Here is a 24,902-nt window from a genome sequence, read left to right as displayed (position 1 = left end):
GGCTCCCGCAAGAGAAGGTGTTCAACCTTGTCCGAGCAATTCACTCGCCGCATCGATGGACTGAGCGCACCGGCGCAGCAGGGCCTTTTTGGCCGCATTCGCCGGGGCATTGAAAAGGAAGGGCTGCGCGTGGATTCTCAGGGGCGCATCGTGGCAACGCCTCATCCGCATGCGCTTGGTTCGAAGCTGACCCACCCCTATATCACCACCGATTATTCAGAGTCGCTTCTGGAGTACATCACGCCGGTCTTTTCCCGGCCATCCGATGCGCTGGCGTTTCTGGGCGATCTGCATCGCTACAGCTATCGCTATCTGGGCCGGGAGCTGATCTGGCCTGCCAGCATGCCGGCCGAGCTTGATGGCAACGATAGCGTCCCGATTGCCGACTACGGCAACTCCAACGTGGGGACCATGAAGCGGATCTATCGCAACGGTCTGGATATGCGCTACGGACGCATCATGCAGTCGATCGCCGGTATCCACTACAACTTCTCCCTGCCCGATGAGCTCTGGACACATCTCCAGGAGATCGACGGTCAGCAGGCGGTCTCGGCACAGGCGTTCCGGTCGCGGGCCTATTTTGATCTGATCCGAAATTTCCGCCGTAACAGCTGGGTGCTGATGTATCTGTTTGGTGCATCGCCTGCCGTGGATCGCAGTTTCCTGGAAGGGCGCGATGCCGGACTGAAGCCTCACGGCCAGCAGACCCTGCTCTCGGAGACGGCTTCGACGCTGCGCATGAGCGATCTGGGCTATCAGAACAAGGTGCAGTCGCAGCTGCGCATCTGTTTCAACTCGCTTGAAAACTATATCGGCACCCTGCGCCATGCCATCGTCACACCGTGGCCCGACTACGAGCGTGAAGGCGTTGAGAAGGAGGGCGAGTGGCGCCAGCTCAATGCCAACATGCTGCAGATCGAAAACGAGTATTACAGCGATATTCGCCCCAAGCGCGTGGCGCGCCACGATGAAACGCCGACCCAGGCGATGGAGTCGCGCGGCGTGGAATATATCGAAGTGCGCTGCCTGGACATCAATCCCTTCACACCGCTGGGGATCGATGAGCAGCAGATTCACTTTATCGATACCTTTCTGGTCTGGTGTCTGCTCTCGCCGAGCCCCTGGATCAGTGACGAGGAGTGCGACCGCCTCGATGACAACCGGGCAAACGTGGTACGCAACGGTCGGGACCCCGCGCTGATGCTCTCCTTCGCCGATGGCGAACGTTCGATGGTCGAGTGCCTGGAAGAGGTTTTTGATGCCATGGCGCCCATTGCAGCGCTGATGGACAGCGCCGACGGGGAGGCGCCGCACCAGGCGGCCGTCGCCGAACTGCGGGAGCGGGTGCATCACCCCGAGAAGACGCCGGCCGGGCGCATGCATCAGCAGATGCAGGACAGTGGCGATGATTTTGTGACCTGGTCACTGGCGCAGGCGCGTGAACAGGCTCGCTGGTTTGCAGACACGGCCATGGACCCGGCGCGGGATACGCTGCTCGACCAGCTGGTCGATACCTCCCACCAGCAGCAGCGTGAAACGGAAGCGGGGGACGATGTTGATTTTTCCACCTTTTTACAGCGTTATTTCGAACAGGCGCGTCGATTGAAGGTCAATAGTGACGCCTCATGACGACGTAACAATGTGAAATTGTGGAGCAATGCATGTCGAATCTGTTGAGCCGATCAGCGCGCCAGTGGTGTCTTGCCGGCAGCGCCTTTTGTATTTTCATGCTGGCGTTCGCGCTGGTGCTGCAGTATGGCGTCGGGCTTGAGCCCTGCCCGCTGTGCACCTTTCAGCGCGTTGCCGTGCTGGCGGCGCTGGTGCCCCTGCTGGTGGGCGCCCTGCATAACCCGAAAGGGTGGGGCGGTAGCGTCTATGGGGTACTGGCGCTGATCGGGGCCGGAACCGGTATCTTTCTGGCCGGTCGACATGTCTGGCTGCAGAATCTGCCCGCCGATCAGGTGCCCAGCTGCGGCCCGGGGCTGGATTACATGATGGAAGTGTTGCCCCTGCAGAGCGTGATCGCCACCGTGCTGAATGCCTCGGGCGAGTGCGCCGAGATTGAGGGCAGCTTTCTGGGCGTGTCCCTGCCCGGCTGGACGCTGGTCGGCTTCATCGTGCTGGCCCTGCTCACGATCGGTCTGATTGCTGGCGCCATCCAGCGCCAGCGGTTGAAAGGCGGCGCTGCCTGAAGGACTGATGAATCCTGATGCAAAAAAGGCACCCCGGGGGTGCCTTTTTCATGTCATCGTCATGCCCTGGAGTCAGGCTTCGGGTCCGACGCTTTTGCCCTCTTTTTCCTTTTGCTGCTCGCGGTCAAGGTTTTCACCGTGGGATGATTTCTCGGGCGACAGCTGCGGGGCTTCATCAAGGCCGCGAAGCTCGATCTCTCCCATCAGGAGATCGCGCTCGAAGGTTTCCTTGTCGATGTTGAAACCCAGAAACTCCTGCGCCAGATACAGATCCTTTTCGGCGTTGCCCAGGCAGCTGGTGCCCCCCGGCGAGGGCGTCATGTTGAAGACGATTCCGGTGCCCGGATTGATCTTGGCCTCGCCCATGACCAGCTTTTTGGCACTCTTGTCGATCAGTTGAGGGCGTACGCCGCCAAAGCCCTTGGCAAACTCGACGTCGTCGGGGCGAAGGCTCGGCACGATGCTCTTGATGCTCTGATAAAAGAGCTTTTCGCGCAGAACCGGCACCTCGTACAGGAAGTTCTTGAAGACGTAGTTGCGGATATCGCGGACCTTGAGCAGGTCCCAGAAGACCTTTGCCACGCTGCCGTCAAAGCGGAAGACGCGCAGAAACTCCGTAAAGGTCTTGCTGTTATAGCGCTCGAGCAGCGGCAGCATCAGGGCCGTGGGGCCAAAGCGGGTCTTGCCGTCGACCAGAACGTCCGGGTCACCGTGGACGGCGGCGAAGGGCAGGTTCTCGTTCTGGATGGTGTAGACCTTGCCGTTGAGCACCTTTGGTGTGAAATAGAACGACCCGGCCATCGGCAGGCACGACTTGTCCAGACCGTAGCCCATCTGGTGAGCAAACAGCAGCGAATGGCCGCCGGCAGCCACGACCACATAGCGGGCCTGCAGGGTGCCCTTGTTGGGCGTGGTGATCTTGAAAAGATCGCCTTCCTTCTCGATCTTGTGCACCGGCGTGGAGAGGTGCAGATCGCAGGCCATGCCCTTTTTTTCGGCATCTTGCTCGGCGTATTTGACGAACGCCTCTGACAGCGTGGTGTAGTTGACGGCCGTATACTCGTCGGGCGAGCCCAGTGCCAGAATCCTTTCGGACGGGTCACGGCCCTCTACCACCCTGGGTTCCTGGGCGGCGATATCATCGCGTTCCAGAAGACGCATCTGAGGGAAGAGTTCACTGAAGCTTTCAAAACGCTTGCGCAGGAAATCGCACTGCTTGTCGCCGACGCCCAGCACCATCTTGGGGTAGCGATAGATGATGTTGTCGCGCTCTTCGTCCGGAAGCTTGGTACCAAAATTGACCACCATGCCGGCAGTACGCTTGGTCGTGCGCGCCTTTTCCAGCGTGTAGTTGGTCTCGATATCGCCGCAGTGGATGGTCTGGCTGTTGTTGCGACCATGCGAATTGACGATGGCAACCTTGTCATACTTCTCGACCAGACCGATGGCATTCAGATCGGTATATCGGGCCAGTTCGTATAAAAGGGCAGTGCCGGATACGCCGCCACCCACGATAAGAACATCATACGTCGTTGCTGCCATGGCTTCTCACGCTCGGTTTGATGCGAGATTTGCGTCCTGTCTTGTCAGTCCGACATGGGGGCTTGCCACCGAAGGATCATCGTCGCAGATGATGGGGTGACAAGGCAGGACACGCTGGGTCAAACGGCATTTCCATTGTCTGACCGGAGGCCGGGTTGCGCGATCGGGGAGGTCCCGAAGGGAGTGCCTGCCGGCGCAGCCAATGGTGTCAAAGTGACACACTCCGCGATGGATATGTCGATTATAGGGAATCACGCCGTTCGTCGCGATCCCGCAGGGTAATGATTTGCCAGTTTCGCGCGCCGGCAATGTCGGCCAGTACCGGGTCCGGATCGACGGCCACGGGGTTATCGACCCGCTCGAGCAGCGGCAGGTCATTTTGAGAGTCGCTGTAAAAAAAGGCGCCCTCAAGCGAGACCCCGTGCTCGTCAAGCCACTGTTCCAGCCGGGTGATCTTGCCTTCGCGGAAGCTGGGAGTGCCCGTAATGCGCCCGGTATAACGGCCGTCCACCATTTCAGGCTCCACGGCGATCAGATGCTCGACACCGAGCCTTCTGGCAATGGGGCCTGTCACGAAGCGATTGGTCGCCGTAATGATCAGGATCCGGTCACCGCGGGCGCGATGCTTTTCCAGCAGCGCCTCGCCCTGACTCAGGATGATGGGCTCGATCCGATCGCTCATGAACCGTTGATGCAGCGCATCGAGCGCTTCGCCGGTGTGACGGGTCAGCGGTGCCAGGGCAAAGGCCAGATACTCATGGATATCCAGCGTGCCGGCCTCATAGGCGCGGTGAAACCGATCGTTTTCCCGGCGAAAGTGTTCACGATCGACAATGCCCTGTTCAACCAGAAAATCGTTCCAGGCGTGATCGCTGTCGCCGCCCAGCAGTGTGTTGTCGAGATCGAAAATGGCCAGCGTCAAGGGAGGGCTCCCGTTCAGGCAGGGGGTCGGTTTGTCAAAGATCGATTATGACAAATATGACCGCACTTTAATATGTGTGACCACAGGGTGCCTGCCGGCGCGCAGCATATTGATGCGCTTTCTCGCTTTGTGGAAGAATGCCTGTAATCTATTTTCAAAAGGTGGCAAGTCGTGATCGATCCCGACGGTTTCCGGCCCAACGTTGGCATCATTATTGCCAATTGCGGTGGCCAGGTGCTGTGGGCACGACGGGTGGGACAGAATGCATGGCAATTTCCACAGGGTGGGATCAAGGAAGATGAGACGCCTCATGACGCCTTGTATCGAGAACTGAAAGAGGAGATCGGCCTGCATCCCGATGACGTCGATATACTGGCCTGTACACGTGGCTGGCTCAGATATCGATTGCCGAAGGGACTGATTCGCACCCATTCGCGCCCGCTTTGCATCGGCCAGAAGCAGAAGTGGTTCCTGTTGCGCATGCGATGTCAGGAATCCAGCATCTGCGTGGACACCACGCCCAAGCCCGAGTTCGATGGCTGGCGCTGGGTCAGCTACTGGTACCCGCTGGGTCAGGTGGTGTCCTTCAAGCGTGACGTCTATCGGCGCGCCCTGCGAGAGCTGGCGCCGCGTCTGCCGGGAGAGGGCCCGGTGGATGCGGCCGGCCAATAGCGGCCATCGACGTGGTCGGGCGCCTGCCGTGAGCGGGCGCCCGGACATGGCAGACATACAGGGATGAAAACATAACGCCATGCTCGAAATTCTTCGCCGCATTGTTCAGGAGGTGAACGGCGCCCGCAGCCTGGATGCGGCGCTGTCGATCATTGTGCGGCGCATACGCAAGGCCATGCAGACCGATGTCTGCTCGGTGTATCTACGCGATGATGAGCGTGACTGCTTCATCCTGATGGATACCATCGGTCTCAATGCCTCGGCCATCGGGCAGGTGACCCTGAAACCGGGGGAGGGGCTGGTAGGACTGGTCGGCCAGCGTGAAGAGCCTCTCAATATCGAGGAGGCCCCGTCTCACTCCCATTTTCGCTACTTCGCCGAGACCGGCGAGGAGCGCTATTCAAGCTTTCTGGGCGTCCCCATCATTCACCAGCGTCGTGTACTGGGCGTGCTGGTCGTACAGCAGCGCGATAAACGCCAGTTTGGCGAGGGGGAAGAAGCCTTTCTGATCACCATGGCCGCGCAGCTGGCCGGCGTGCTGGTGCATGCCCTGTCGACGGGGGCGCTGGCGCGCCTGAGTGATCCGGGCTCCCAGGCGCTTCTCAACGGCATCGCAGCGGCCCCCGGCATGGCCATCGGGGAAGCCTTTGTGGTGGTGCCCTCGGCCAATCTCGAGGCGGTGCCCGAGCGGGTGCCCGACGACATCGAGGCCGAGGTCATGCGCCTGCGCGAAGCCATCGACTGCGTGCGCCACGATATTCGTCAGGCGGCCGAGCGCCTGGCCAGTCGTATCTCGGAGCAGGAGCAGGCGCTGTTTGACGTTTACCAGCAGATGCTGGGGGACGCGGCGCTGGGCAACGAGGTCGAAAAGCGCATTCGCGACGGGCAGTGGGCGCCCTACGCGCTCTCAAGGGTCGTCCAGCGCCACGTCAACTATCTCGAGCGCGTGGATGACAACTATCTGCGCGAGCGTGCCGCGGATATTCGTGATCTGGGGCGCCGTGTGCTGGCACATCTGCAAAAGGACAGCGAGGCCCGCAAGCCGGTCTATCCCGACCGGACCATTCTGGTCGGCGACGAGATCAGCGCCGCGCAGCTGGGCGAGATCCCGCGCGACAAGCTGGTCGGGCTGGTTGCCCTGCGAGGCTCGAGCACCTCCCATGTGGCGATACTGGCACGCGCCATGGACATTCCCGCGGTGATGGGCATGAGCGATCTGCCCATTTCGCGGCTGGCCGGCACGCCCATGATCGTGGACGGCCACCGCGGACGGCTGATCCTGCGTCCACAGCAGGATCTGCTGGTACGCTACGAGAGCATGATCGAGGAGGAGCAGGCGCTCACCTCGATGCTCGAAAGCGAGCAGTCCCTGCCCAGTGAAACCTGTGACGGCTATCGTATCCGGCTGATGATCAATACCGGGCTGGCGGTGGAAATGAGCGGCTCGCCGGCCGCCCGCATCGATGGCGTAGGACTCTACCGCACCGAAGTACCCTTCATGATGCATCAGCGCTTCCCCAGCGAGAAGGAGCAGACGCGGATCTATCGCGAGCAGCTCCAGGGTTTTGCGCCGCTGCCGGTGGTCATGCGCACGCTGGATATCGGTGGCGACAAGTCGCTGCCCTATTTTCCCATCGAGGAAGACAATCCCTTTCTGGGCTGGCGCGGTATCCGGGTCACGCTGGATCACCCCGAGGTACTGATGGTACAGCTGCGCGCCATGCTCCGGGCGGCCGAGGGGCTGGATAACCTGCGTATCCTGTTGCCGATGGTGACCAGCGTGGAGGAGGTCGACACGGTCTGTCGCCTGCTCGACCGCGCCATCCAGGAGCTGCGTGACGATGGCATTCAGGTCGAGCGGCCGCTGCTGGGCGTCATGCTCGAAGTGCCTGCGGTGATCTATCAGCTGGAGGCGCTGGCCTCGCGTGTCGATTTCTTCTCGGTGGGCAGCAATGACCTGATCCAGTATCTGCTGGCCGTGGATCGCAACAACGCCCGTGTGATGGGGCTTTATGATGCCTGTCAGCCGGCGGTGCTCCGGGCGCTGGATCATATCGCGCGGGAATGCCGGCGAATGAACATTTCCGCCTCGGTATGCGGTGAGCTGGCAGGGGATCCGGTCGGTGCCCTGTTGCTGGTGGGCATGGGCTACCAGGTGCTCTCCATGAACGCGCCCAACCTCTCGCGCGTGCGCGCCGCGATCCGTCGTGTGTCGCTGGAAGGGGCGCAGAAGCTGGTCAGCGATGTGCTGGCGCTGCATTCGCTGACCGAGACGCGCGAGCTGGTCTATCAGCGCATGCAGGCGTGGGAACTGGCCCATCTACTGCCACCGCGGGACTGAGCTGCCACCCAGGCGCATGTCATTTTGACCCCTTCCGGTGGTGTGTCGTGACGGCCCATGTGTCGTTCTGATACACCGCTACTGCGTGCTCCAGGCGGTGTGTCGGCCGCTTTTTTTTGAAAAAAGCCTTTAAAAACAAGCGTTCGGGTTTTTCCTGCCACGGCGTGTCGTGTTGGCATGAACGTTGCTCCTGTCAGGGGCAATGTCGTCAACGGATAGTGGCTGCTCATGGTCAAAAAGCTCGAATGGATCAATACCCTGAAAGGACTCGGCATCATGATGGTGGTCTATGGCCACATGACCACCGGGTTCTGGCGGGACTTTTTCTTTCTGTTTCACATGCCGCTGTTTTTCATCATTGCCGGCTATCTCTTCAGGCCCAGTGCCGACCTCAAGGCCTATCTCGGCCGAAAAAGCCTGCACCTGCTGGTGCCCTATGGTTTTTTCATGGTGCTTCTCTATGCGCCGGTACTTCATCAGGCGCTCGGGGAGGGCAGCTCCCTTTCCACAGCGCTGCTCGACATGGTGCTGGGCGGGCGTGCCCTGATAGCGGGGCTGGCGCCGTTCTGGTTCGTGACCTGTTTCTGGGCCACGCAGCAGCTGGTCAATGTGCTGCTGACGCGGCTGTCGGTACGCGCCACCGGGGGCGTGATGCTGGTCATGCTCGGCCTTGCCACGATCAACCAGCTCTTTCTCAGGGAGCTCTGGCTGGTCGGCAACCTCAACGTGGTCCTGATGGCCGCCCCCTGTTTTTATCTGGGGTATCTGGTGGCGCATCATCGAGTCGAGATCGAAACGCCGCGGGTGCTGCTGCCGGCGCTGGGCGTCGGGCTGCTCGCCATGGCGCTGGTAAAGGGCGGTGTCCACTTCAGGATGGACATGAAATACGCCGACTATGGCATGCCGGTGGCCAGCCTTCTGGCTGCGTTTGCCGTCACGCTGGTGCTGATGGTGCTGTCCCGTCAGCTTGCGCGTGTCCCGGTCGTTTCGAAGGTCGTGGGGCTGGCGGGCGAAGCCTCCATGGTGATCATGTTCCTGCACCTGAGCATTCAGGTCACGCTCGACCACCACGGTCTGGTAGCGGCACCGGCGCCGCGCTGGCTTTTGATGATGGCGCTGCCGATCCTGTTTTATCTGCTGGTGCGCCACAATAAATGGACACGGCTGTTGTGTCTCGGGGATGCCACAGTTTTGGCCGAGCGGCGCGCGCGCCGGCGGGAACGGCGTCAGAAGGCGTACGCGCTGGCCTCTGGTTAAGGCGGAACATGCCTCGAGGGTCGAGTACAGGACAGGTCAGGACGATGTCCGCCCCTCGAGGCGCCGATAAAGCGTCTTGCGGCCGATGCCCAGAATATCGGCGGCGCGACGCTTGTTGCCGTCAACGGCTTCGAGCACGCGCTCGATATAGCGCTGCTCCATCTGTTCCAGACTGAGCCACTCCCGGGCCCGGGCATCCGTGCTGCCGCCCCGGGTCACTGCATGGCGAAAGCGTTCCGGAAAGTCGTCGGGTTCCAGCACGTCCGTTCGGGCGAGCGTGACGGCGCGCAGAATGGCGTTGTCCAGCTCCCTGACGTTGCCAGGAAAGGGGTAGGCCCGCAGCAGCGACAGCGCCGAGGGTGACAGGGTCATGGTCTCGCGCCCCTGCTCGCGGCTGTAGCGCTCGAGGAACTGCTCGGTAAGCAGGGCGATGTCATCGGGGCGTTCCCGCAGCGGCGGCAGGGTCAGACGGAAGGTCTCCAGCCGGTAAAACAGATCCTCGCGGAAAAGCCCTGCCTCGATGAGCTCTTCGAGCGGTCGGTTGGTCGCCGCCACGATGCGTATGTCGATCTGCTGCTCCTCCTCACTGCCCACGGGCCTGACGCGATGGGTCTGCAGCACGCGCAGCAGCCTGGCCTGCAGGGCGAGCGGCATGTCACCGATCTCGTCGAGAAAGAGCGTCCCGCCGTGCGCCTGCTGAAACAGGCCGCGACGATTCGAGATGGCGCCCGTAAAGGCGCCCTTCACATGACCAAAGCACTCGCTTTCGAGCACATCCGCGGCGATGCTGGCGCAGTTGACGGCGATCAAGGGGCCTGCCCGGCGGGGGCCTTCCCGATGCAGGGCGTGCGCCAGCAGCTCCTTGCCGGTGCCGCTCTCGCCCTCGATCAAAACGGCGGCCTGCTGCGCGGCGAGCCGTCGCGCCTGGTCGAAAAGCTGCGCCATGCTGGCAGTACAGCTCGAAAGCTGGTCCAGGTGAACCGTGCTGCGCATCTCGCCGCTGCGCTGGTGCGTTGTCAGCGCCCGGCGCCGGGTCAGGCGAGCAACGCTGGCGCGCACCTGGTCGAGATCCAGCGGCTTGGTCAGAAAGTCCTCGGCTCCGCGCTGCAGGGCGTCCACGGCCTGTTCGATGCTGCCGAAGGCCGTGATGATGATCATGGCGGGATGGCCGTCCTGTCGTGTCAGCGTGTCCAGCAAGGTCATGCCATCCATGCCGGGCAGGCGAATGTCGCTGATGATGACGTCAAAGGCGGTGTCAGACAGTGTCAGTGCCTGCTCGGCGCTGTCGACGCCGGTCACGAGATGGCCGGCGTCCTCGAGCTCCTCGGTCAACAGCTCGAGGATAGCGGCATCATCCTCGACGATCAGAATGCGATCAGTCATGGCCGTGTTGTCCTGACATGGTGTCTTCTCCGTGGTTCGGGGCGTCGTCCCGAGCGTCGTCAGGGATTGGGTCATCGGCGGTGATGGCTTCCGGCGGCAACAGCACGTCGGGTGGCAGCGTGATGATAAAGGCCGCGCCCCCGAGAGGGCTCTCTTCAAGGGCAATGTGTCCGCCGTGATCCTCGACCGCGCGATGCACGATGGTCAGTCCCATGCCGCTGCCCTTGCCGCCGCCCCGGGTGGTGTAGAAGGGGTCAAAGATCTGACCGCGGTGGTCGGCCTCGATGCCCGGCCCGTCATCCTCGATGCGCAGGACCACCCCCTGCGCCGAATGGTTCTCTGACACGGTGACCCGATGGCTGCCGGCCTGAAAAGCGTTTTTGATCAGGTTGTCGAGCAGCTGCTGAAAGCGTTGTCGATCCACGGTGATGCCATCCCTTGCGGGCAGGTCGGTCACCAGCAGCGGCGGTGTTTCAAGCGCCAGCGCATCGCGGGCCAGCTGCTCCGCTGCATCGATCATCCGGCGCAGTGAGCACTGCTCCGGGTGCAGCGTGTGACGGCGGCCCATGTCCATCAGCTGGCGGATGGTGTCTTCCATGCGCCGGGTCTCGTGGCGAATGCGCGTCAGGCGCTGGCGGGCATCGTCGGGCAGATCGTCGTGGCGCTGCAGACGCTGTACCTGCCCATCGATGACCGTCAGCGGCGAGCCGAGTTCATGCGCCACCCCGGCGGCAAGAACGCCGATCTCGGCCAGCCGGCGGGATTTCTTCAGGCGGCGCTCCAGTGCGAGCTGCTGTTGCTGCTGCTCGCGCACCTCCTGCTCCTTGTGGGACACGGCGTCGAGCATGGCGTTGAACGCCTCGCCGAGCTCGCGAAACTCCCGCGCGCCCCCGGGCGTCATGCGGTGCAGCCGATTGCCCCCCTGCACGGCCTTCATGCTGCGATAGAGCCGGTTGACCGGGCGGTCGACATAGCGGCGAAAGCCCCACCACACCATCAACACCACCAGAATGCCCAGAAGCGCGGCCAGCAGCAGTGCCACGGTGGTCATCAGGCTCATGTAGCGCTCGATGCCGGTGGCCAGCCGGTTGATCTGCAAAATGCCCAGCACCTCGCCCCGGGCGTCCGTCATCGGCAATAGATAGGTATAAAAGGTCTGGCCGTCCTGCCGGGCGTAGCCGGCAGCTTCCCGGGTCGTGCTGATCGCTTGTTCCAGCAGGGCGTTATCCTGCAGGCCGCCGGCAAGGCCGACACCGGCGATCTGCTGGCCGGACGGCGACAGTACGAAGGCGCCATACAGTCGCGACAGCGAGAAGGTGGTGCTCAGGCCTTCCTGCAGGGCCTGCGGGTCCTGGCGGGCCAGTGCCTGCGCCAGGGGCAGACGTATGCCGTGGGCAATGAGACGCACCTCTTCCTGCTGGCGCTGTTGCATGTTGTCCTCCAGCACCCACAGCGCCACGGCGCTGACCGTAATCAGGATCAGTAGCAGGGGGGTGATGATGGAAAGCAGTATGGTGGTGCGCAGTCGCATAAGGGTTCTGTTCCGTAATCAGGCCGCTACCTTAACGCGGCATGCGCGGGCAGACGAGCGCTGCTGTAAAGGGGCGAGCCCGGTTGGCTTCTGATAAACTCGCCGCTGTCATTGGCATCGCCCGAAAAGGGGGGTGTGATCGGGTCTGGTATGGCTCTTCGGCAGGGAAGGTTGCATGTTTCATCATCCGCAATTTGATCCGGTAGCGATTTCACTGGGACCGCTGGCCATTCACTGGTATGGCCTGATGTATGTGATCGGGTTCGTGGGCGCCTGGTGGCTGGCCCGCGTGCGCGCCGACCGTCTGGGTCTGACCAAGGACCAGGTCGGTGACATGATCTTTTACGGGGCGCTGGGCGTGGTGCTGGGCGGGCGCATCGGCTATGCCCTGTTCTATGGCTGGGAGCAGTTTCTGGCCAACCCGCTCTGGGTTTTCAAGGTATGGGAAGGCGGCATGAGCTTCCATGGCGGTCTCATCGGGGTGCTCATCGCCTCGCTGCTCTATGCACGCCGCCATCGGTTGACCTTCTTTCAGCTGACTGACTTCATCGCCCCCATGGTGCCCATCGGTCTGGGCGCGGGGCGTCTGGGCAACTTCATCAATCAGGAGCTGCCCGGGCGCGTCACGGATGTGGCCTGGGGCATGGTGTATCCCCTGTACGGACCCGAGACCCGTCACCCCTCCGAGCTCTATGAGTTTGCCCTTGAGGGGGTGGTGCTCTTTGCCATTCTCTGGGGCGTGTCGCGACAGCCGCGTCAGCGCGGGCTGGTTTCGGGGCTGTTTTTGATGCTTTACGGTGCCTTTCGCTTTTTTGTCGAATTCTTTCGACGCCCGGACCCGCAGCTCGGGTTCATCGCCTTCGACTGGCTGACCATGGGGCAGCTTCTGTGCATTCCCATGCTGGTGCTGGGCGCGGTGCTGGTGGCCTGGTCGCGTCACCAGAGCGTCGACGACGCACGTTCTTCTTCACAGGTATAAACGGTTTCCAATACATGCAGCCCTATCTCGAACTCATGCAGCAGGTGCTCGATCATGGCGTGGAAAAGCATGATCGTACGGGCGTGGGGACGCGCGCCATCTTCGGCCATCAGATGCGTTTTGACCTCTCGCAGGGCTTTCCGCTTTTGACCACCAAAAAGCTGCATCTGCGCTCGATCATTCATGAACTCTTGTGGTTCTTGAGCGGTGACACCAACATCGGCTATCTCAAGGACAATGGCGTGTCCATCTGGGACTCGTGGGCTGACGAGGCGGGCGAGCTGGGCCCGGTCTATGGCTATCAGTGGCGCAGCTGGCCGGCACCGGGGGGCGGCCATGTCGACCAGATCAGCCGGGTCATCGAACAGATCAGGACCAACCCGGATTCCCGACGCCTGATTGTCTCGGCCTGGAACCCGGCGCTGGTGGATGAGATGGCACTGCCGCCGTGTCACGCGCTCTTCCAGTTCTTTGTGGCCGACGGCAGACTCTCGTGTCAGCTCTATCAGCGCAGCGGCGATATCTTTCTGGGCGTGCCCTTCAATATCGCAAGCTATGCGCTGTTGACGCATATGGTGGCGCAGGTCTGTGATCTGGCGCCGGGCGAGTTCATTCATACGCTGGGTGATGCGCATCTCTACAGCAATCATCTGGAGCAGGCGCGCCTTCAGTTGGCGCGTACGCCCCGGGAGAGGCCGACCCTGCGGCTCAACCCCGAGGTGAAGGACATCTTTGCCTTTTGCTTTGAAGACATCGCTATCGAACACTATGACCCCCATCCGCATATTCGTGCCAGCGTGGCCGTCTGATGCGACCGGAGAGCGAGATAATGCAGGAAACACTGGTCCCCATTGCCATGATCGCTGCCGTGTCACGCAATCGTGTCATCGGCATGGAAGGCAATCTGCCCTGGTATCTGCCCGAGGATCTGAAGTTCTTCAAGGCAGTCACATTGCACAAGCCCCTGATCATGGGACGCGCTACCTTTGCCTCCCTCGGCAAACCGCTGCCCGATCGTCTCAATATCGTGGTCACCCGTGATGAGACCTTCGAACACCCCGGCGTCCGGGTCTGTCATGATCTTGATAGTGCCCTGGCACTGGCCGACGATCAGGCCATGATCGAGGGCGTGGAGGAGATCATGGTCATCGGCGGCGGCGAGATCTATCGACAGGCACTGTCTTGCGCCTCGCGTCTTTATCTGACAGAAATTGATATCGAGGTTGACGGGGACACCTTCTTCCCCGAGCTGGATGCGGGCTGGCAGGAGCAGGAGCGGGTGTCAGGCTCTCCCGCCGAGGGCCGGCCCGGCTATGATTTTGTACGCTATGAAAGGGATAACGCTGCAGACAGCTGAGCGTTACCTGCCGGGTGATGGCGGCAGGCCCCATAAAATAATGTATGTTTCGATGGTGTCGGCGGCAGGCGCCATTGTGAAAACCCCTGGGAGATGGGCGTGAGCGACCGTTTTGATGAAGTGTTCAGAGCGCTGGAGCAGCAGGCAAGCGATCTGACAGCACGTCTGGAAAGCGCAAGGGCCCGCATTCGGGAGCTTGAAAACACCAATCGGCAGCTGACGTCGCGTTTGACACGCATTCAGCAGATGTCGGGCGCCGAAAGCGAACACCCGCCCGTGGCACCTTCGCCGGCGGAGGACACCGCGCAGGCCGTCCCCGTCGCGTTTGAGGGGGCAGAGACCGGCAGTATCGAGACACTCGACAGCGATGCTTCCGGCACTTCGACACCCGAGGTTTCAGAAACCACGACAGAGCACCGGTCTTTTTCGTCGGTAGCAGAGGACAACCCATCAACGCCCGACGAGGACACAGTGTCCGACACTTCTGAGGCAGCAGCATCCGGGCCCGTGCGGGAGGAGATTTCGCCCCAGGCCCTGCTCAAGCAGTGGTATCGCCGCTACCCCAATACCTTTTTCGAGCGGCATACTCGCCCGCTGGCCATCGGTATCCATGAGGCGCTGGCAGCTCGCGAGCCCTTCAGTGAAAAGCTGATTCGTCGGGCGCTGGCGGGCTACGTCAACCTGCCGCGCTATCTCAAGTCCGTACGGGCCAATGCCGCGCGTATCGACCTGGAAGGGCAGGAGGCCGGTCGGGTCGAAGAGGAGGATGCCCGGCACGCCCAGGAGCAGCTCAAGCGTCTTCAGGAGCGCCAGCAACAGCGAGAGGCAGAAAAGCAAAAGCGCAGAATGGCACAGAAGATGTCCGAGCTTGCTCATCGTCATCAGCGATAGTCCGAGACAGCGATCAGGGATTTAATCGTTATACTGCAAACGAAATGGCACATGTTTTGCCTGTATTATTGTGCCGCTGTAACGCTTTGATGACTTTTGTTTTTAATAAAAAGAGCGCCCGAAAGGGCGCTCTTTTTTTTTGATTCTGATAAAGGATCTGTCACACAAGAGTAACGATTCTGCCTCAGGATGGAGGCCTGACAGCGGCCTTCTAGTCCAATGGTAAAAAGAACGAAAACGCTGTTTTTTTCTTGTTGCGTTAGTGAAAACGCCGTTATAAGGTAGCCCAGCGAGCAACAAACAATAAAAGCTCGAACGCCACCGGCGTCGGGCATCTGCCACGGCAGACAATCGAACAGTTAGCCAGTTAAGGAAAAATCACGATGAAAAAGACGCTCTTAGCGACTGCGATTGCCGGTGCGCTCGGCACGATGGCGGCCGGTGCCCAGGCCGCCACGGTTTACAATCAGGACGGCTCCAAGCTGGACGTTTACGGTAACGTTCAGCTGGGCTGGCGAAGCATCAAAAATGCTCAGGTAGATGCTGATGATAACTTTACGGGGCAATCTTCAGCAGAAGATGATCTTTTTGACAACGGCTCGACCATCGGGTTCCGTGGCGAGCACATTATCAACCCGGACCTGACCGGCTACTTCCGCGCGGAATTCGAGTTCAACGCTGATCGTCAAAAAGGCTTTTATGACACAGCTGGATCCAACTCCGATGCTTCAGGCCTCTCAAAGGGCGACCAGGCCTATCTGGGACTGACCGGTAACTTTGGTGACGTCCGTGTCGGTTCCTGGGATAACCTGATTGACGACTGGGTTCAGGATCCGGTCTCCAACAACGAATATTTTGATAACACTGACAGCAGCGGTGATATCGGCGGTAGCACCTGGCAGGAAGGTAACAAGGTTACTTACACCTCACCGATTACCGGCGGCCTGCAGTTCGCCATCGGTACTCGCTACTATGGTGACGCTGAAAATACCCAGGAATTCCAGGATGAGTACCTCAACGGTGGTACGACAATACGAAACGATGATGGGACCGTCGCTGACCCGGCTACTCAAACTGGTGATTTCGTAGTTGATGAAGGCGGCAGTGCTTCCCTGTTTGGCGGCCTGCGTTACATGGTCGGCGACTGGACTCTGGCAGCCGTTTACGACGATCTGAAAAACTTCAAGTATGTAGATGTCGATGGTGACGATCACGACTACGGTCAGCAATTTGGTCTGAACGCGACCTGGCAGATGAGTGACGATCTGCGTGTTGCTGCCAAGTGGGAGCAGCTGCACGGACAGTGGGAAGATGACGCCGATGCCAATCGCTATGGCATTGGTGCTCGCTACAGCTATGGCGTGGGCGACATTTACGGCTCCTATCAGTATGTTGATGCGGACCGCAACGCCGTAGCATTGATTGATCCCAGCAATTTTGCTGGCGTTGATCAGGGTGACAGCGAGAGCTACAACGAGTTTATCCTGGGCGCGACCTATAACCTGAGCAGCCAGATGTACGTATGGCTGGAAGGCGCCAAGTATGACCGAGAAGAAAATACAGGTGATGGTGTGGCCACCGGTATCGCCTACAGCTTCTAAGCGCCTGTCCTGACAGTCGGCATGACTGCCATGACATCAAAAGAACCGGCCTCCCCTGGGAGGCCGGTTTTTTTTATGCATCCATGCCAGGCGTGTCGCGCCATCGGCATATTCGAAAACCATGGCGAGAATGGGTTCTTATTCCGCGATGCCTTCCCGAAGTATGGGGCGTACAATGCAGCGATTCGTTCACGGGACCTTTCCAATGGCGCCGACCGGGTGGCGTGGTATCAGGCCCGTGGCTCTGCTCGGCCGGCGGGGTGGCCACCGGTGGAGTGTCCCATGGCCGAGACAGTCGATGGCATCAAGACAGGAGAAAGGCGTGTTACTGCGTGAACTTTCCATGGGGGGTGTCTTCATCAGCCCGATGCTGCTGTTTACGCTGGTGTCTCTGGTGATTGCGGCGTTGCTGCGAACCATGATGCACAAGGCAGGTCTGACACGCTGGGTATGGCAGGAGGCGTGGTTCGATGTGAGCCTGTTTGTGATCGTGCTGGCCGTGGTGACCTACCTTTCAAGTCATGTGTTGTAGAAGCGAAACCTGAATGCGCACGATTATTAGAGTCTTCATTACACTGGTGCTGGCCGCCGTTGCCATCGCACTCGGTGTCTGGCTGTGGCAGTACTACATGTATACCCCGTGGACGCGTGATGCTCGTGTTCGGGCCGATATCGTCACCATCGCGCCCGATGTCTCGGGCTGGGTGATGGACCTGAATGCCCATGACAACCAGCAGGTCAGGGCAGGGGATGTGCTCTTTACCGTCAACCACGAGCGCTATGAAGCGGCCGTACGCCAGGCCGAGGCGAGGCTTGCCAACCGGGAATACTCGTATCAGCTCAGCGAAAACGAGTATGAGCGCCGCCGCAATCTGGGCAGCAACGCCATCAGCAGCGAGGATCGCCAGACGGCAAGACTCAACGCGCAGATCGCCAGGGCCCAGCGGGATCTGGCGCAGGCGCAGCTCGACAGCGCGCAGATTGATCTCGAGCGCAGCGTGGTGACATCACCGGTCGATGGCTCGGTGATCAACCTGCAGCTGCGTGAAGGCAATTATGTCAGCCAGGGCAGCGCCCAGATGTCGATCGTGCGCGACGGCTCCTTTTACATTACGGCCTATTTCGAGGAGACCAAGATCCCCTCGATCGATATCGGTGACAGCGCCAGCATCTGGCTGATGGGGGGCGATCAGAAAATGCAGGGGCACGTGGTCAGCATCGGCCGCGGGATTGCCAATACCAATACCACGCCTGACGGGCAGCTTCTGCCTCAGGTTCAACAGACCTTTACCTGGGTGCGCCTGTCCCAGCGTATTCCAGTAGACATCGCCATCGATCACATCCCCGACGGCGTCTATCTGAGCGCGGGCATGACCGCCAGCGTGCGCATCAACGACCAGCACCGAAAGGATGAGGGTGTGGATGGCGTGCGACCCCAGGGCATGGGCAATGCCGGCAGGCAGGCCCGTGATCCCGACATTCCGCCGGCGGCGACCGACAGCGCCGGGCAGCAGGCGCCCTGACCATGGCGCTGGGCACCTGGGGGCGGGTCTATCTGACGCCTGATACCAGCACCCTCAAGTTTGCGACCAAGGGTCTGGTGGCGATGACCCTGTCGCTCTATCTGGCCATGGAGATGCAGCTGGATCGGCCCTACTGGGCGCTGATCTCGGCCGTGTTTCTGCAGATTCGTCCGCAAAGCGGGCTGGTCATCGAAAAGGGCGTCTGTCAGATCGGCGGTACCCTCATCGGTGGGGGCATCGGCATTGTGATCATGGCGTTGAGCATGCAGATGCCGGCCATGGCGCTGATGCTGCTGATGGTCTGGGTCTTTGTCTGTGCCACGTCCTCGGCGCTGACCCGCAACTTCAATCTGACCTACGGCTTTGCGATGGGGGCTGCCACGGCCATCCTTGTCGTGGTGCTGACCATCGTCAATGATAACTCGAGCCAGGGCGTATTCGACATTGCCGTGGCGCGCGTCAGCGAGATCGTGCTGGGGGCCACCTGTGCCACCCTGGTCAGCATGCTGCTCTGGCCCGAGCGGGTCCGGAACATCATTCACGGTCACGCCAATACGGTGATCGACCAGACCTTTCAGGCGCTTGCCATGCACCTGGATGCCGGCGTGTCGATGCATGACGCCCGCCAACAGATCATGTCCGCCCTGGGGCAGGCGCTGACGCTCAACAATGACAGCAGCGCCGTGGTTTATGAGGGTCCGCACGGGCCGGGGCGGGCCCGCGCCGCCTACCTGTTGTCCCAGCGGGCACTGTCGATGATGGCCGAAATGCAGACCTACGGACGCCTGGTGCGCGAGCGTCCGACGCTGGCCAGCGAAGCCTTTGATGAGGCGCTCAAGGATATTCGCGATACCATGGAGCGGGTCCGCTCGCGCCAGACCTACAGCGAGCGCAAGCGCGAGATCAACAGCCTGCGACAGCGCATCCAGAAGGCCGAACTGCAGCGTCACGGTACACCGCTGGCGCGGCGCATGGCGCAGGGGCTGATGATGCTGCTGGGCTATGCCAGCGTCATGGTCGAGGCCCATCATGCCATCGACGATGCCGAAAACACCCGGCTCAAGGCCCCGCGACTGTCACGCCATCGCGACTACATGCCGGCGCTGACCATCGGTATTCGCTCCAGCCTGCTGTTTGCCATCGGCGCGGTCATCTATGTCTCGACCCAGTGGGGCTCGGGCGTACTGATGATGGTGATGCCCGTCATTTTCGGCACCATGTTCGCCTCCTTTCCCTCGCCCACCGCCATGCTGAAAAACGTCATGAAAGGGGGCGTTGTCGGTGCCCTGGCGGCCTTCGTGTTTGGCAACATCCTGCTGGCGCAGGCGCCTCACGAATACATCATGCTGGTTGTGGTCTTCGGGGCACCGCTCTTTCTGGGGCTGATGGCGCTCAATAACCGGCCGATACTGGCCAACGGACTGGGCTTTTGCATCATCTACACCATCCTGACCATGCCCAGTAACAGCATGGCCTTCGACATCAGCAGCTTCATGGATCGCACGCTGGCGATCGCGCTGGGTCTGACCATTCTCTATACCGTCTTTCGGATCGTTCCCTCACCCAATGCGCTGGTGCTGCGTCGCCGTGTCATCCGGGCCATTACCGATGATCTGGATCAGCTGTGGGACCGCTCCTGCCGGAACTCGCGGGAAAGGGCCGCCGACTGGTTCAACGGCCGTATGGTGGAGCGTGTCCAGCGTCTGGCCAATTTCGACAGTCAGCTGCCGGAAGCGGAGCGCTACCTGCTGGATCTGGGCATGACCGGCCTGAACCTGGGGCATCTGATTCTGGCCAACTATCGCCGTGTGACCAGTCTCGATGACACCCCTGCGACCCGGGAAGCGCTGAGACAGTGGCAGACGGCGCTGGCCCATGCCTATCAGGCCTGCGCCTGGGGCGACTTTGACGAGCGTTTTACCGACGCCAGTCAGGCACTGTTGAGGCGTCTGCGCGAGGCCGGCGAGATGGAGCAGGAGCAGATCGAGCTGGTCGATGGCATGATCAAGCGGCTGAATATCACGCTGCATCGCTTTGCCACGCTGAGCAGCAGCCGGGATCAAAGCGATATCGACAGCGCGCTGGAAAAAACGTCATGACGCCCGCATCGGTCGGGAGTGACCACAGGCGGTGTACGCATGTACATCGCCTTTTTTAATGTGGGATAACCCCGGGGCAGTTCCCGCGGCCGACGCTTTGACCCGATTGGCCGTGTGCACTAATCCTTTGGAAGGTCCTTGAGGGCCGCTTGCCGATTCGGACGAAGATCAGCCACCCCACGCAGGACAACAACGCCATGGCACAAGAGGCAGCGCCGGTCATTATCGTGGTCAATGCGGGTTCATCGAGTCTCAAGCTTTCGATCTATTATCTGGAAGATGATGATGCGCTGCGTCCGGCAGCGCACGGCGCCATTGAGGAGATCGGGGCCGATGACGTGCATCTGCAGGCCCACATGGCCGATGGCAGCGGCATTGCCGATGAGACCCTGTCGAAGCAGCAGGTGAGCGATCATCGCACCGCCTATCAGGTGCTGCGCGAGCGGGTCACGCAGGCGCTGGATAACGTGCGCCCGGTGGCCGTCGGCCATCGCGTGCTGCACGGCGGGCGCGATTATAGCGCCCCGGTGGTCATTGACGAGCAGGTTCGCCGGCGGCTGGAGGAACTGAGCCCGCTGGCGCCTTTGCATCAGCCCCACAACCTGACCGGGATCGATGCCGTGTCGCGCTATGCCCCTGACGTACTGCAGGTGGCCTGCTTCGACACGGCCTTTCATCATCAGCGTCCCGAAGTCTCCATGATGACCGGGCTGCCGTGGTCATGGTTTGAAAAGGGCGTGCAGCGCTACGGTTTTCACGGTCTCTCCTATGAATATATCGCCAGCCGTCTGCCCGAACTTGATCCGGCGCTGGCGAAAGGGCATGTCATCGTCGCCCATCTGGGCAACGGCGCGAGCCTGTGCGCCATGAGCGACTGCCGGAGCATGGAGACCACCATGAGCTTCACGGCGCTGGACGGCCTGCCCATGGGAACCCGCTGCGGCGCGCTGGACCCCGGCACCGTGCTCTATCTCCAGCAGCAGCACGGGCTCGATCACGACGGCCTGCAGGACATGCTCTACAGGGAATCGGGGCTCAAGGGCCTCTCGGGCATCAGCAGCAACATGCAGACCCTGCTGGAAGAGGAGGGCGAAGACGCTCGTCGTGCCATCGACTTTTTTGTCTACCGCACCGCGCAGGAGATCGGTCGCATGGCCGTGGCGCTGGGCGGCTTTGACGGTCTCGTGTTTACCGGCGGTATCGGCGAGCACGCCGCCCCCATTCGCCGGGCCATCGTGGAAAAACTCGAAGCGCTCTTTCCGATCGCGCTGGATCAACAGGCGAATGAAAGCGAGGCCCCCGATACCATTTCGAGTCGCGATAGCGCCATTACCGTCAGGGTCATCCCCACCGATGAGGAGGGCATGCTGGCGCGCCATACCGTCAGTCTTCTGCGCCAGCATACCGACCATCACCCATGACTCGGTCAGTCGTTTAAATACCCGCGATTTCAGGGAGGAAGTTCATGTCAGCCACCACCCAGGCGAAGACAGGGGAAAGCACCGTGGACACACAGACGCTGGAACATCTGGATGCCTGGTGGCGCGCCGCCAACTATCTCGCCGTCGGCCAGATCTATCTCAGGGACAATCCCCTGATGCGCGAGCCGCTCAAGATCGAGCACATCAAGCCGCGTCTGCTGGGTCACTGGGGCACCTCGCCGGGGCTCAATCTGATCTATACCCACCTCAATCATCAGATCAAGACGCGTGATCTCGACATGATTTATCTGGCCGGCCCCGGGCATGGTGGCCCGGCCGTGCTGGCCAACGTCTGGCTGGAGGGCAGCTACAGCGAACACTACCCGCAGGTGAGCCGCGATGAAGCCGGCATGCGCGCACTCTTTCGCCGCTTTTCGACGCCCGGCGGCATTCCCAGCCACGTCAGCGTCCCCACCCCGGGGTCCATTCACGAAGGGGGCGAACTGGGCTATGTGCTGACGCACGCCTTCGGCGCGGTATTTGATAATCCGGGACTGATTGCCGCTGCCGTGGTCGGCGACGGGGAAGCCGAAACCGGTCCGCTGGAAGGGTCATGGAAGGGCATTCGCTTTCTCAACCCGACGCGGGACGGCGCCGTACTGCCGATCTTTCATCTCAACGGCTACAAGATCGCCAGCGCCTCGGTCATGGCACGCCAGAGTGACGAGACCCTGACACACTACTTCAAGGGGCACGGCTACTCGCCGCGCTTTGTCGAAGGCGATGATCCGATGCAGGTGCATCGCGACATGCATGAGGCCCTCTCACAGGCGCTGGACGATATTCACGAGATTCAGCGACAGGCGCGTGAGCACGGCTGCCGGGAGACGCCCGAGTGGCCCATGATCGTCATGCGCACGCCCAAGGGCTGGACCGGTCCGGATCGGGTGGATGGGGTACCGATCGCCGGCAGCTACCATTCTCACCAGGTGCCGCTGGGCGGACTGGGGGACAACCCCGAACATCTCAAGCTGCTGGAAGAATGGTTCAAAAGCTATCGCCCCGAGGAGCTTTTCGATGACCAGGGACGCCCGCAGGCGGCACTGACCGATCAGGCGCCGCAGGGCGAGCGCCGCATGGGGTCCAACCCGCATGCCAATGGCGGGCGGCTGCGCAAGCCCCTGACGCTGCGCGACTGGGGGGACTATGGTGTCTCGGTGGATGACGACAATCGCGGTCGCGAGATGACCAGCTCCACCGAGCGCCTGGGGCAGTTCATGCGCGATATCTATCGCGACAATCCGCACGGTTTTCGCCTGTTCTGCCCGGATGAGACCAACTCCAACAAGCTCGGCGCGGTATTCGAGGCATCGGATCGGTGTCTGATGAGTCCGGTCGACGAGGAGGATGAGGGCACCTCGCCCGATGGTCGGGTCATGGAGGTGCTCAGCGAGCACAACTGCCACGGCTGGCTGGAAGGGTACATCCTGACCGGTCGCCACGGGCTTTTTGCCAGCTACGAGGCGTTTGCCACCATCGTCGATTCGATGGCCATGCAGCACGCCAAGTGGCTCGAGCACGCCCGCGATGTTGCCTGGCGCGAGCCGATTCCTGCCATGAACTATCTGCTGACCTCGACCTGCTGGCGCAACGACCACAACGGCTTCAGTCACCAGGGACCGGGGTTTATCGATAACCTTTTGAACAAGCAGCCGGAAGTGGTGCGCATCTATATGCCGCCGGATGCCAACTGTCTGCTGTCCGTGGCCGATCACTGCTTTCGCAGCACCGACTACCTCAATGCCATCGTGATCGACAAGCATCCGCAGCTGCAGTACCTGAGCGTTGATGAGGCGCGCGAGCACTGCGCCCGGGGCGCCAGTACCTGGCACTGGGCCAGCAACGAGCGCGAGGATCAGGAAGACCCGGACATTGTGCTGGCATGCGCCGGTGATATTGCCACCCAGGAGACGCTGGCCGCGGCCGATCTGCTGCGCTATTACATGCCCGGGCTCAGCCTGCGTGTGGTCAATGTGGTGGATCTGATGAGCCTGCCCCCGCAGGAAGCGCACTCCCATGGCATGAGTCAGCAGCGGTTCGTGGAACTCTTTACGGTCGGCAAGCCCGTGCTCTTTGCCTTTCATGGCTACCCGGGCGTGGTGCATCAGCTGCTGCACGGCCGTTCCAGCAGCGAGCGCTTTCACGTACGGGGCTATCGGGAAGAGGGGACCACCACCACGCCGTTTGATATGGTGGTGCTCAATCGCATGAGCCGTATCCATCTGGCGCTCGATGCGCTGCGTTACGCGCCGGGCCATCTCAAGGACGCCGTGGGCATCATCGAGGAACTCGAAGGGCTGCTGGTGCGTCACCACGACTACATTCGCGAACACTTCGATGACATGCCGGACATTACCGCGTGGCGCTGGAGCGGGGGACAGAATCCGCTGGAGACCGCGCCGGCGCAGTAGTCCCTGTTCGCACATGACAAGGGGCCGATGGTCATCGGCCCCTGCTGGCGTCATCGGTCTGACAGTGTCAGCCGTTAAAGATCGTCCGGGTCACGGCTTTCCGCATCCGGGCGGGTGCGCTGTGGATCGACGTGGTCGCCGCCGTCGGGCTCTTCGAAATCAAGCGACTTGATGCTGGCCTCGACGCCTTCCTCGTCGGCCTCGGTCACCTCCAGCTCGTTTTCGAGCTCGGCGTCCTTTTCCTCCAGAAGCTGCTCATCGTCATCCAGCGCGCCGGTTTCCATCAGATCGGCGTATTCATCGTTTTCATCGGGCAGCACGGAAGCGTCCTCGGTGGAACCCGTGCCGTCGTTGAGATCTTCCAGATCATCGGTCCAGGCGTCGGTTTCCGGCGTGGCGGCGGTCACGTCACGGCCATCGCGTGCCGGGCGGTTATCGCTGGGTCCCTTCTTTTCCTCGTCCATGAGTACGCTCCATCGTTGTCAGGGGATGATCGACATCCGTTATCCCGAGTCTAGAACATTACGGGCCGTTACCCTCGAGGATGTGGTGACCTTTTGTAGATTCTTCAACACCGTCTGTGATCAGGGCGGTGTAAAAACACCACACCGGGGTCAAGGCCCGGCTGCGCGAAAGGGCCGCGATCGGTCGGAAGACCCTCGACGGTGCCGGCGACGTGACCGTCATGACAATGAATCCCCTCGAGAATCATCGAAAGAT

Annotated in this window: 20 protein-coding genes; 15 read left to right on the top strand and 5 right to left on the bottom strand. The window is 61.2% G+C overall.

The genetic code is table 11. From position 1 onward, the window contains the following. The first annotated feature begins 27 nt into the window (after positions 1–27). Both gshA and M1D97_RS11815 read left to right on the top strand, forming a co-directional pair. Positions 28–1,629 carry a glutamate--cysteine ligase gene (gene gshA / locus M1D97_RS11820; RefSeq protein ID WP_456267923.1) on the top strand — a complete coding sequence of 534 codons (1,602 nt, stop codon included), beginning with the start codon at positions 28–30 and terminating at the stop codon, positions 1,627–1,629. Between the two features lie 32 nt (positions 1,630–1,661). Then, entirely contained in the window at positions 1,662–2,192 is a 531-nt protein-coding gene (locus M1D97_RS11815; RefSeq protein WP_456267922.1) for a disulfide bond formation protein B, read from the top strand. Positions 2,193–2,264: 72 nt separating this feature from the next. On the opposite strand, the gene M1D97_RS11810 is transcribed toward M1D97_RS11815, so the two are convergent. Next, on the bottom strand, positions 2,265–3,734 hold the full coding sequence (locus tag M1D97_RS11810) for an FAD-dependent oxidoreductase (RefSeq protein WP_456267921.1): 1,470 nt from the start codon (positions 3,732–3,734) through the stop codon (positions 2,265–2,267). A gap of 241 nt (positions 3,735–3,975) precedes the next feature. Continuing rightward, positions 3,976–4,656 carry a histidinol-phosphatase gene (locus M1D97_RS11805; protein WP_456267920.1) on the bottom strand — a complete coding sequence of 227 codons (681 nt, stop codon included), beginning with the start codon at positions 4,654–4,656 and terminating at the stop codon, positions 3,976–3,978. 171 nt (positions 4,657–4,827) lie between these two features. Here M1D97_RS11805 and M1D97_RS11800 point away from each other — a divergent pair, with 171 nt between their 5' ends. The 3 genes from M1D97_RS11800 (at position 4,828) to M1D97_RS11790 (ending at position 8,926) form a co-directional block, all read left to right on the top strand. Then, entirely contained in the window at positions 4,828–5,328 is a 501-nt protein-coding gene (locus M1D97_RS11800) for an RNA pyrophosphohydrolase (RefSeq protein ID WP_456267919.1), read from the top strand. A 79-nt stretch (positions 5,329–5,407) separates the two neighbouring features. Then, positions 5,408–7,669, top strand: coding sequence for a phosphoenolpyruvate--protein phosphotransferase (gene ptsP / locus M1D97_RS11795; protein ID WP_456267918.1), 2,262 nt, complete (start codon positions 5,408–5,410; stop codon positions 7,667–7,669). Between the two features lie 228 nt (positions 7,670–7,897). Further along, positions 7,898–8,926, top strand: coding sequence for an acyltransferase family protein (locus tag M1D97_RS11790; protein ID WP_456267917.1), 1,029 nt, complete (start codon positions 7,898–7,900; stop codon positions 8,924–8,926). Positions 8,927–8,962: 36 nt separating this feature from the next. Here M1D97_RS11790 and M1D97_RS11785 read toward each other — a convergent pair whose 3' ends face one another. Both M1D97_RS11785 and M1D97_RS11780 read right to left on the bottom strand, forming a co-directional pair. Then, positions 8,963–10,309, bottom strand: a complete 1,347-nt coding sequence (locus tag M1D97_RS11785; protein WP_456267916.1) for a sigma-54-dependent transcriptional regulator — start codon at positions 10,307–10,309, stop codon at positions 8,963–8,965. Next, positions 10,302–11,840, bottom strand: coding sequence for an ATP-binding protein (locus M1D97_RS11780; protein ID WP_456267915.1), 1,539 nt, complete (start codon positions 11,838–11,840; stop codon positions 10,302–10,304). Before M1D97_RS11780 ends, M1D97_RS11785 begins: the two co-directional genes overlap by 8 nt. 175 nt (positions 11,841–12,015) lie before the next feature. Here M1D97_RS11780 and lgt point away from each other — a divergent pair, with 175 nt between their 5' ends. From lgt to M1D97_RS11730, 10 genes are all read left to right on the top strand, one after another. Further along, entirely contained in the window at positions 12,016–12,819 is an 804-nt protein-coding gene (gene lgt, locus M1D97_RS11775) for a prolipoprotein diacylglyceryl transferase (protein WP_456267914.1), read from the top strand. A 14-nt stretch (positions 12,820–12,833) separates the two neighbouring features. After that, positions 12,834–13,628 (top strand): thymidylate synthase, encoded by a 795-nt coding sequence (locus tag M1D97_RS11770; protein ID WP_456267913.1) that lies wholly within the window; start codon positions 12,834–12,836, stop codon positions 13,626–13,628. A 20-nt stretch (positions 13,629–13,648) separates the two neighbouring features. Beyond that, positions 13,649–14,176: a dihydrofolate reductase gene (locus M1D97_RS11765; RefSeq protein ID WP_456267912.1), complete on the top strand. Its 528-nt coding sequence runs from the start codon at positions 13,649–13,651 to the stop codon at positions 14,174–14,176. Between the two features lie 99 nt (positions 14,177–14,275). Further along, a complete protein-coding gene (locus tag M1D97_RS11760) occupies positions 14,276–15,067 on the top strand; it encodes a ProQ/FINO family protein (RefSeq protein ID WP_456267911.1) in 792 nt (263 codons plus the stop codon). 383 nt (positions 15,068–15,450) lie between these two features. After that, positions 15,451–16,668: a porin gene (locus M1D97_RS11755; protein ID WP_456267910.1), complete on the top strand. Its 1,218-nt coding sequence runs from the start codon at positions 15,451–15,453 to the stop codon at positions 16,666–16,668. A 322-nt stretch (positions 16,669–16,990) separates the two neighbouring features. Beyond that, the gene (locus M1D97_RS11750) at positions 16,991–17,200 is read left to right on the top strand and encodes a DUF1656 domain-containing protein (protein WP_456267909.1); all 210 of its coding nucleotides are present in this window, start codon (positions 16,991–16,993) and stop codon (positions 17,198–17,200) included. A gap of 13 nt (positions 17,201–17,213) precedes the next feature. Then, positions 17,214–18,191 (top strand): efflux RND transporter periplasmic adaptor subunit, encoded by a 978-nt coding sequence (locus M1D97_RS11745; protein WP_456267908.1) that lies wholly within the window; start codon positions 17,214–17,216, stop codon positions 18,189–18,191. A gap of 2 nt (positions 18,192–18,193) precedes the next feature. Beyond that, a complete protein-coding gene (locus M1D97_RS11740; RefSeq protein WP_456267907.1) occupies positions 18,194–20,290 on the top strand; it encodes an FUSC family protein in 2,097 nt (698 codons plus the stop codon). Positions 20,291–20,439: 149 nt separating this feature from the next. Continuing rightward, positions 20,440–21,711 (top strand): acetate/propionate family kinase, encoded by a 1,272-nt coding sequence (locus tag M1D97_RS11735; RefSeq protein ID WP_456267906.1) that lies wholly within the window; start codon positions 20,440–20,442, stop codon positions 21,709–21,711. A gap of 44 nt (positions 21,712–21,755) precedes the next feature. Beyond that, positions 21,756–24,182 carry a phosphoketolase family protein gene (locus tag M1D97_RS11730; RefSeq protein WP_456267905.1) on the top strand — a complete coding sequence of 809 codons (2,427 nt, stop codon included), beginning with the start codon at positions 21,756–21,758 and terminating at the stop codon, positions 24,180–24,182. A 74-nt stretch (positions 24,183–24,256) separates the two neighbouring features. Here the strand turns inward: M1D97_RS11730 and M1D97_RS11725 are convergent, their stop codons facing one another. Beyond that, positions 24,257–24,646 carry a hypothetical protein gene (locus tag M1D97_RS11725; RefSeq protein ID WP_456267904.1) on the bottom strand — a complete coding sequence of 130 codons (390 nt, stop codon included), beginning with the start codon at positions 24,644–24,646 and terminating at the stop codon, positions 24,257–24,259. Positions 24,647–24,902 lie beyond the last annotated feature (256 nt).

The sequence above is a fragment of the Kushneria sp. AK178 genome, assembly GCF_053903105.1.
The sequence above is the reverse complement of the archived record's forward strand: the minus strand, read 5'-3'. Positions and strand labels throughout refer to the sequence as shown.

Bases quoted from the DNA above. Each gene is read 5' to 3' on its own strand.
- M1D97_RS11815 (WP_456267922.1), top strand. From the start codon at position 1,662: ATGTCGAATCTGTTGAGCCGATCAGCGCGCCAGTGGTGTCTTGCCGGC.
- M1D97_RS11810 (WP_456267921.1), bottom strand. From the start codon at position 3,734: ATGGCAGCAACGACGTATGATGTTCTTATCGTGGGTGGCGGCGTATCC.
- ptsP (WP_456267918.1), top strand. From the start codon at position 5,408: ATGCTCGAAATTCTTCGCCGCATTGTTCAGGAGGTGAACGGCGCCCGC.
- M1D97_RS11790 (WP_456267917.1), top strand. From the start codon at position 7,898: ATGGTCAAAAAGCTCGAATGGATCAATACCCTGAAAGGACTCGGCATC.
- M1D97_RS11785 (WP_456267916.1), bottom strand. From the start codon at position 10,309: ATGACTGATCGCATTCTGATCGTCGAGGATGATGCCGCTATCCTCGAG.
- M1D97_RS11780 (WP_456267915.1), bottom strand. From the start codon at position 11,840: ATGCGACTGCGCACCACCATACTGCTTTCCATCATCACCCCCCTGCTA.
- lgt (WP_456267914.1), top strand. From the start codon at position 12,016: ATGTTTCATCATCCGCAATTTGATCCGGTAGCGATTTCACTGGGACCG.
- M1D97_RS11770 (WP_456267913.1), top strand. From the start codon at position 12,834: ATGCAGCCCTATCTCGAACTCATGCAGCAGGTGCTCGATCATGGCGTG.
- M1D97_RS11765 (WP_456267912.1), top strand. From the start codon at position 13,649: ATGCAGGAAACACTGGTCCCCATTGCCATGATCGCTGCCGTGTCACGC.
- M1D97_RS11755 (WP_456267910.1), top strand. From the start codon at position 15,451: ATGAAAAAGACGCTCTTAGCGACTGCGATTGCCGGTGCGCTCGGCACG.
- M1D97_RS11745 (WP_456267908.1), top strand. From the start codon at position 17,214: ATGCGCACGATTATTAGAGTCTTCATTACACTGGTGCTGGCCGCCGTT.
- M1D97_RS11740 (WP_456267907.1), top strand. From the start codon at position 18,194: ATGGCGCTGGGCACCTGGGGGCGGGTCTATCTGACGCCTGATACCAGC.
- M1D97_RS11730 (WP_456267905.1), top strand. From the start codon at position 21,756: ATGTCAGCCACCACCCAGGCGAAGACAGGGGAAAGCACCGTGGACACA.
- M1D97_RS11725 (WP_456267904.1), bottom strand. From the start codon at position 24,646: ATGGACGAGGAAAAGAAGGGACCCAGCGATAACCGCCCGGCACGCGAT.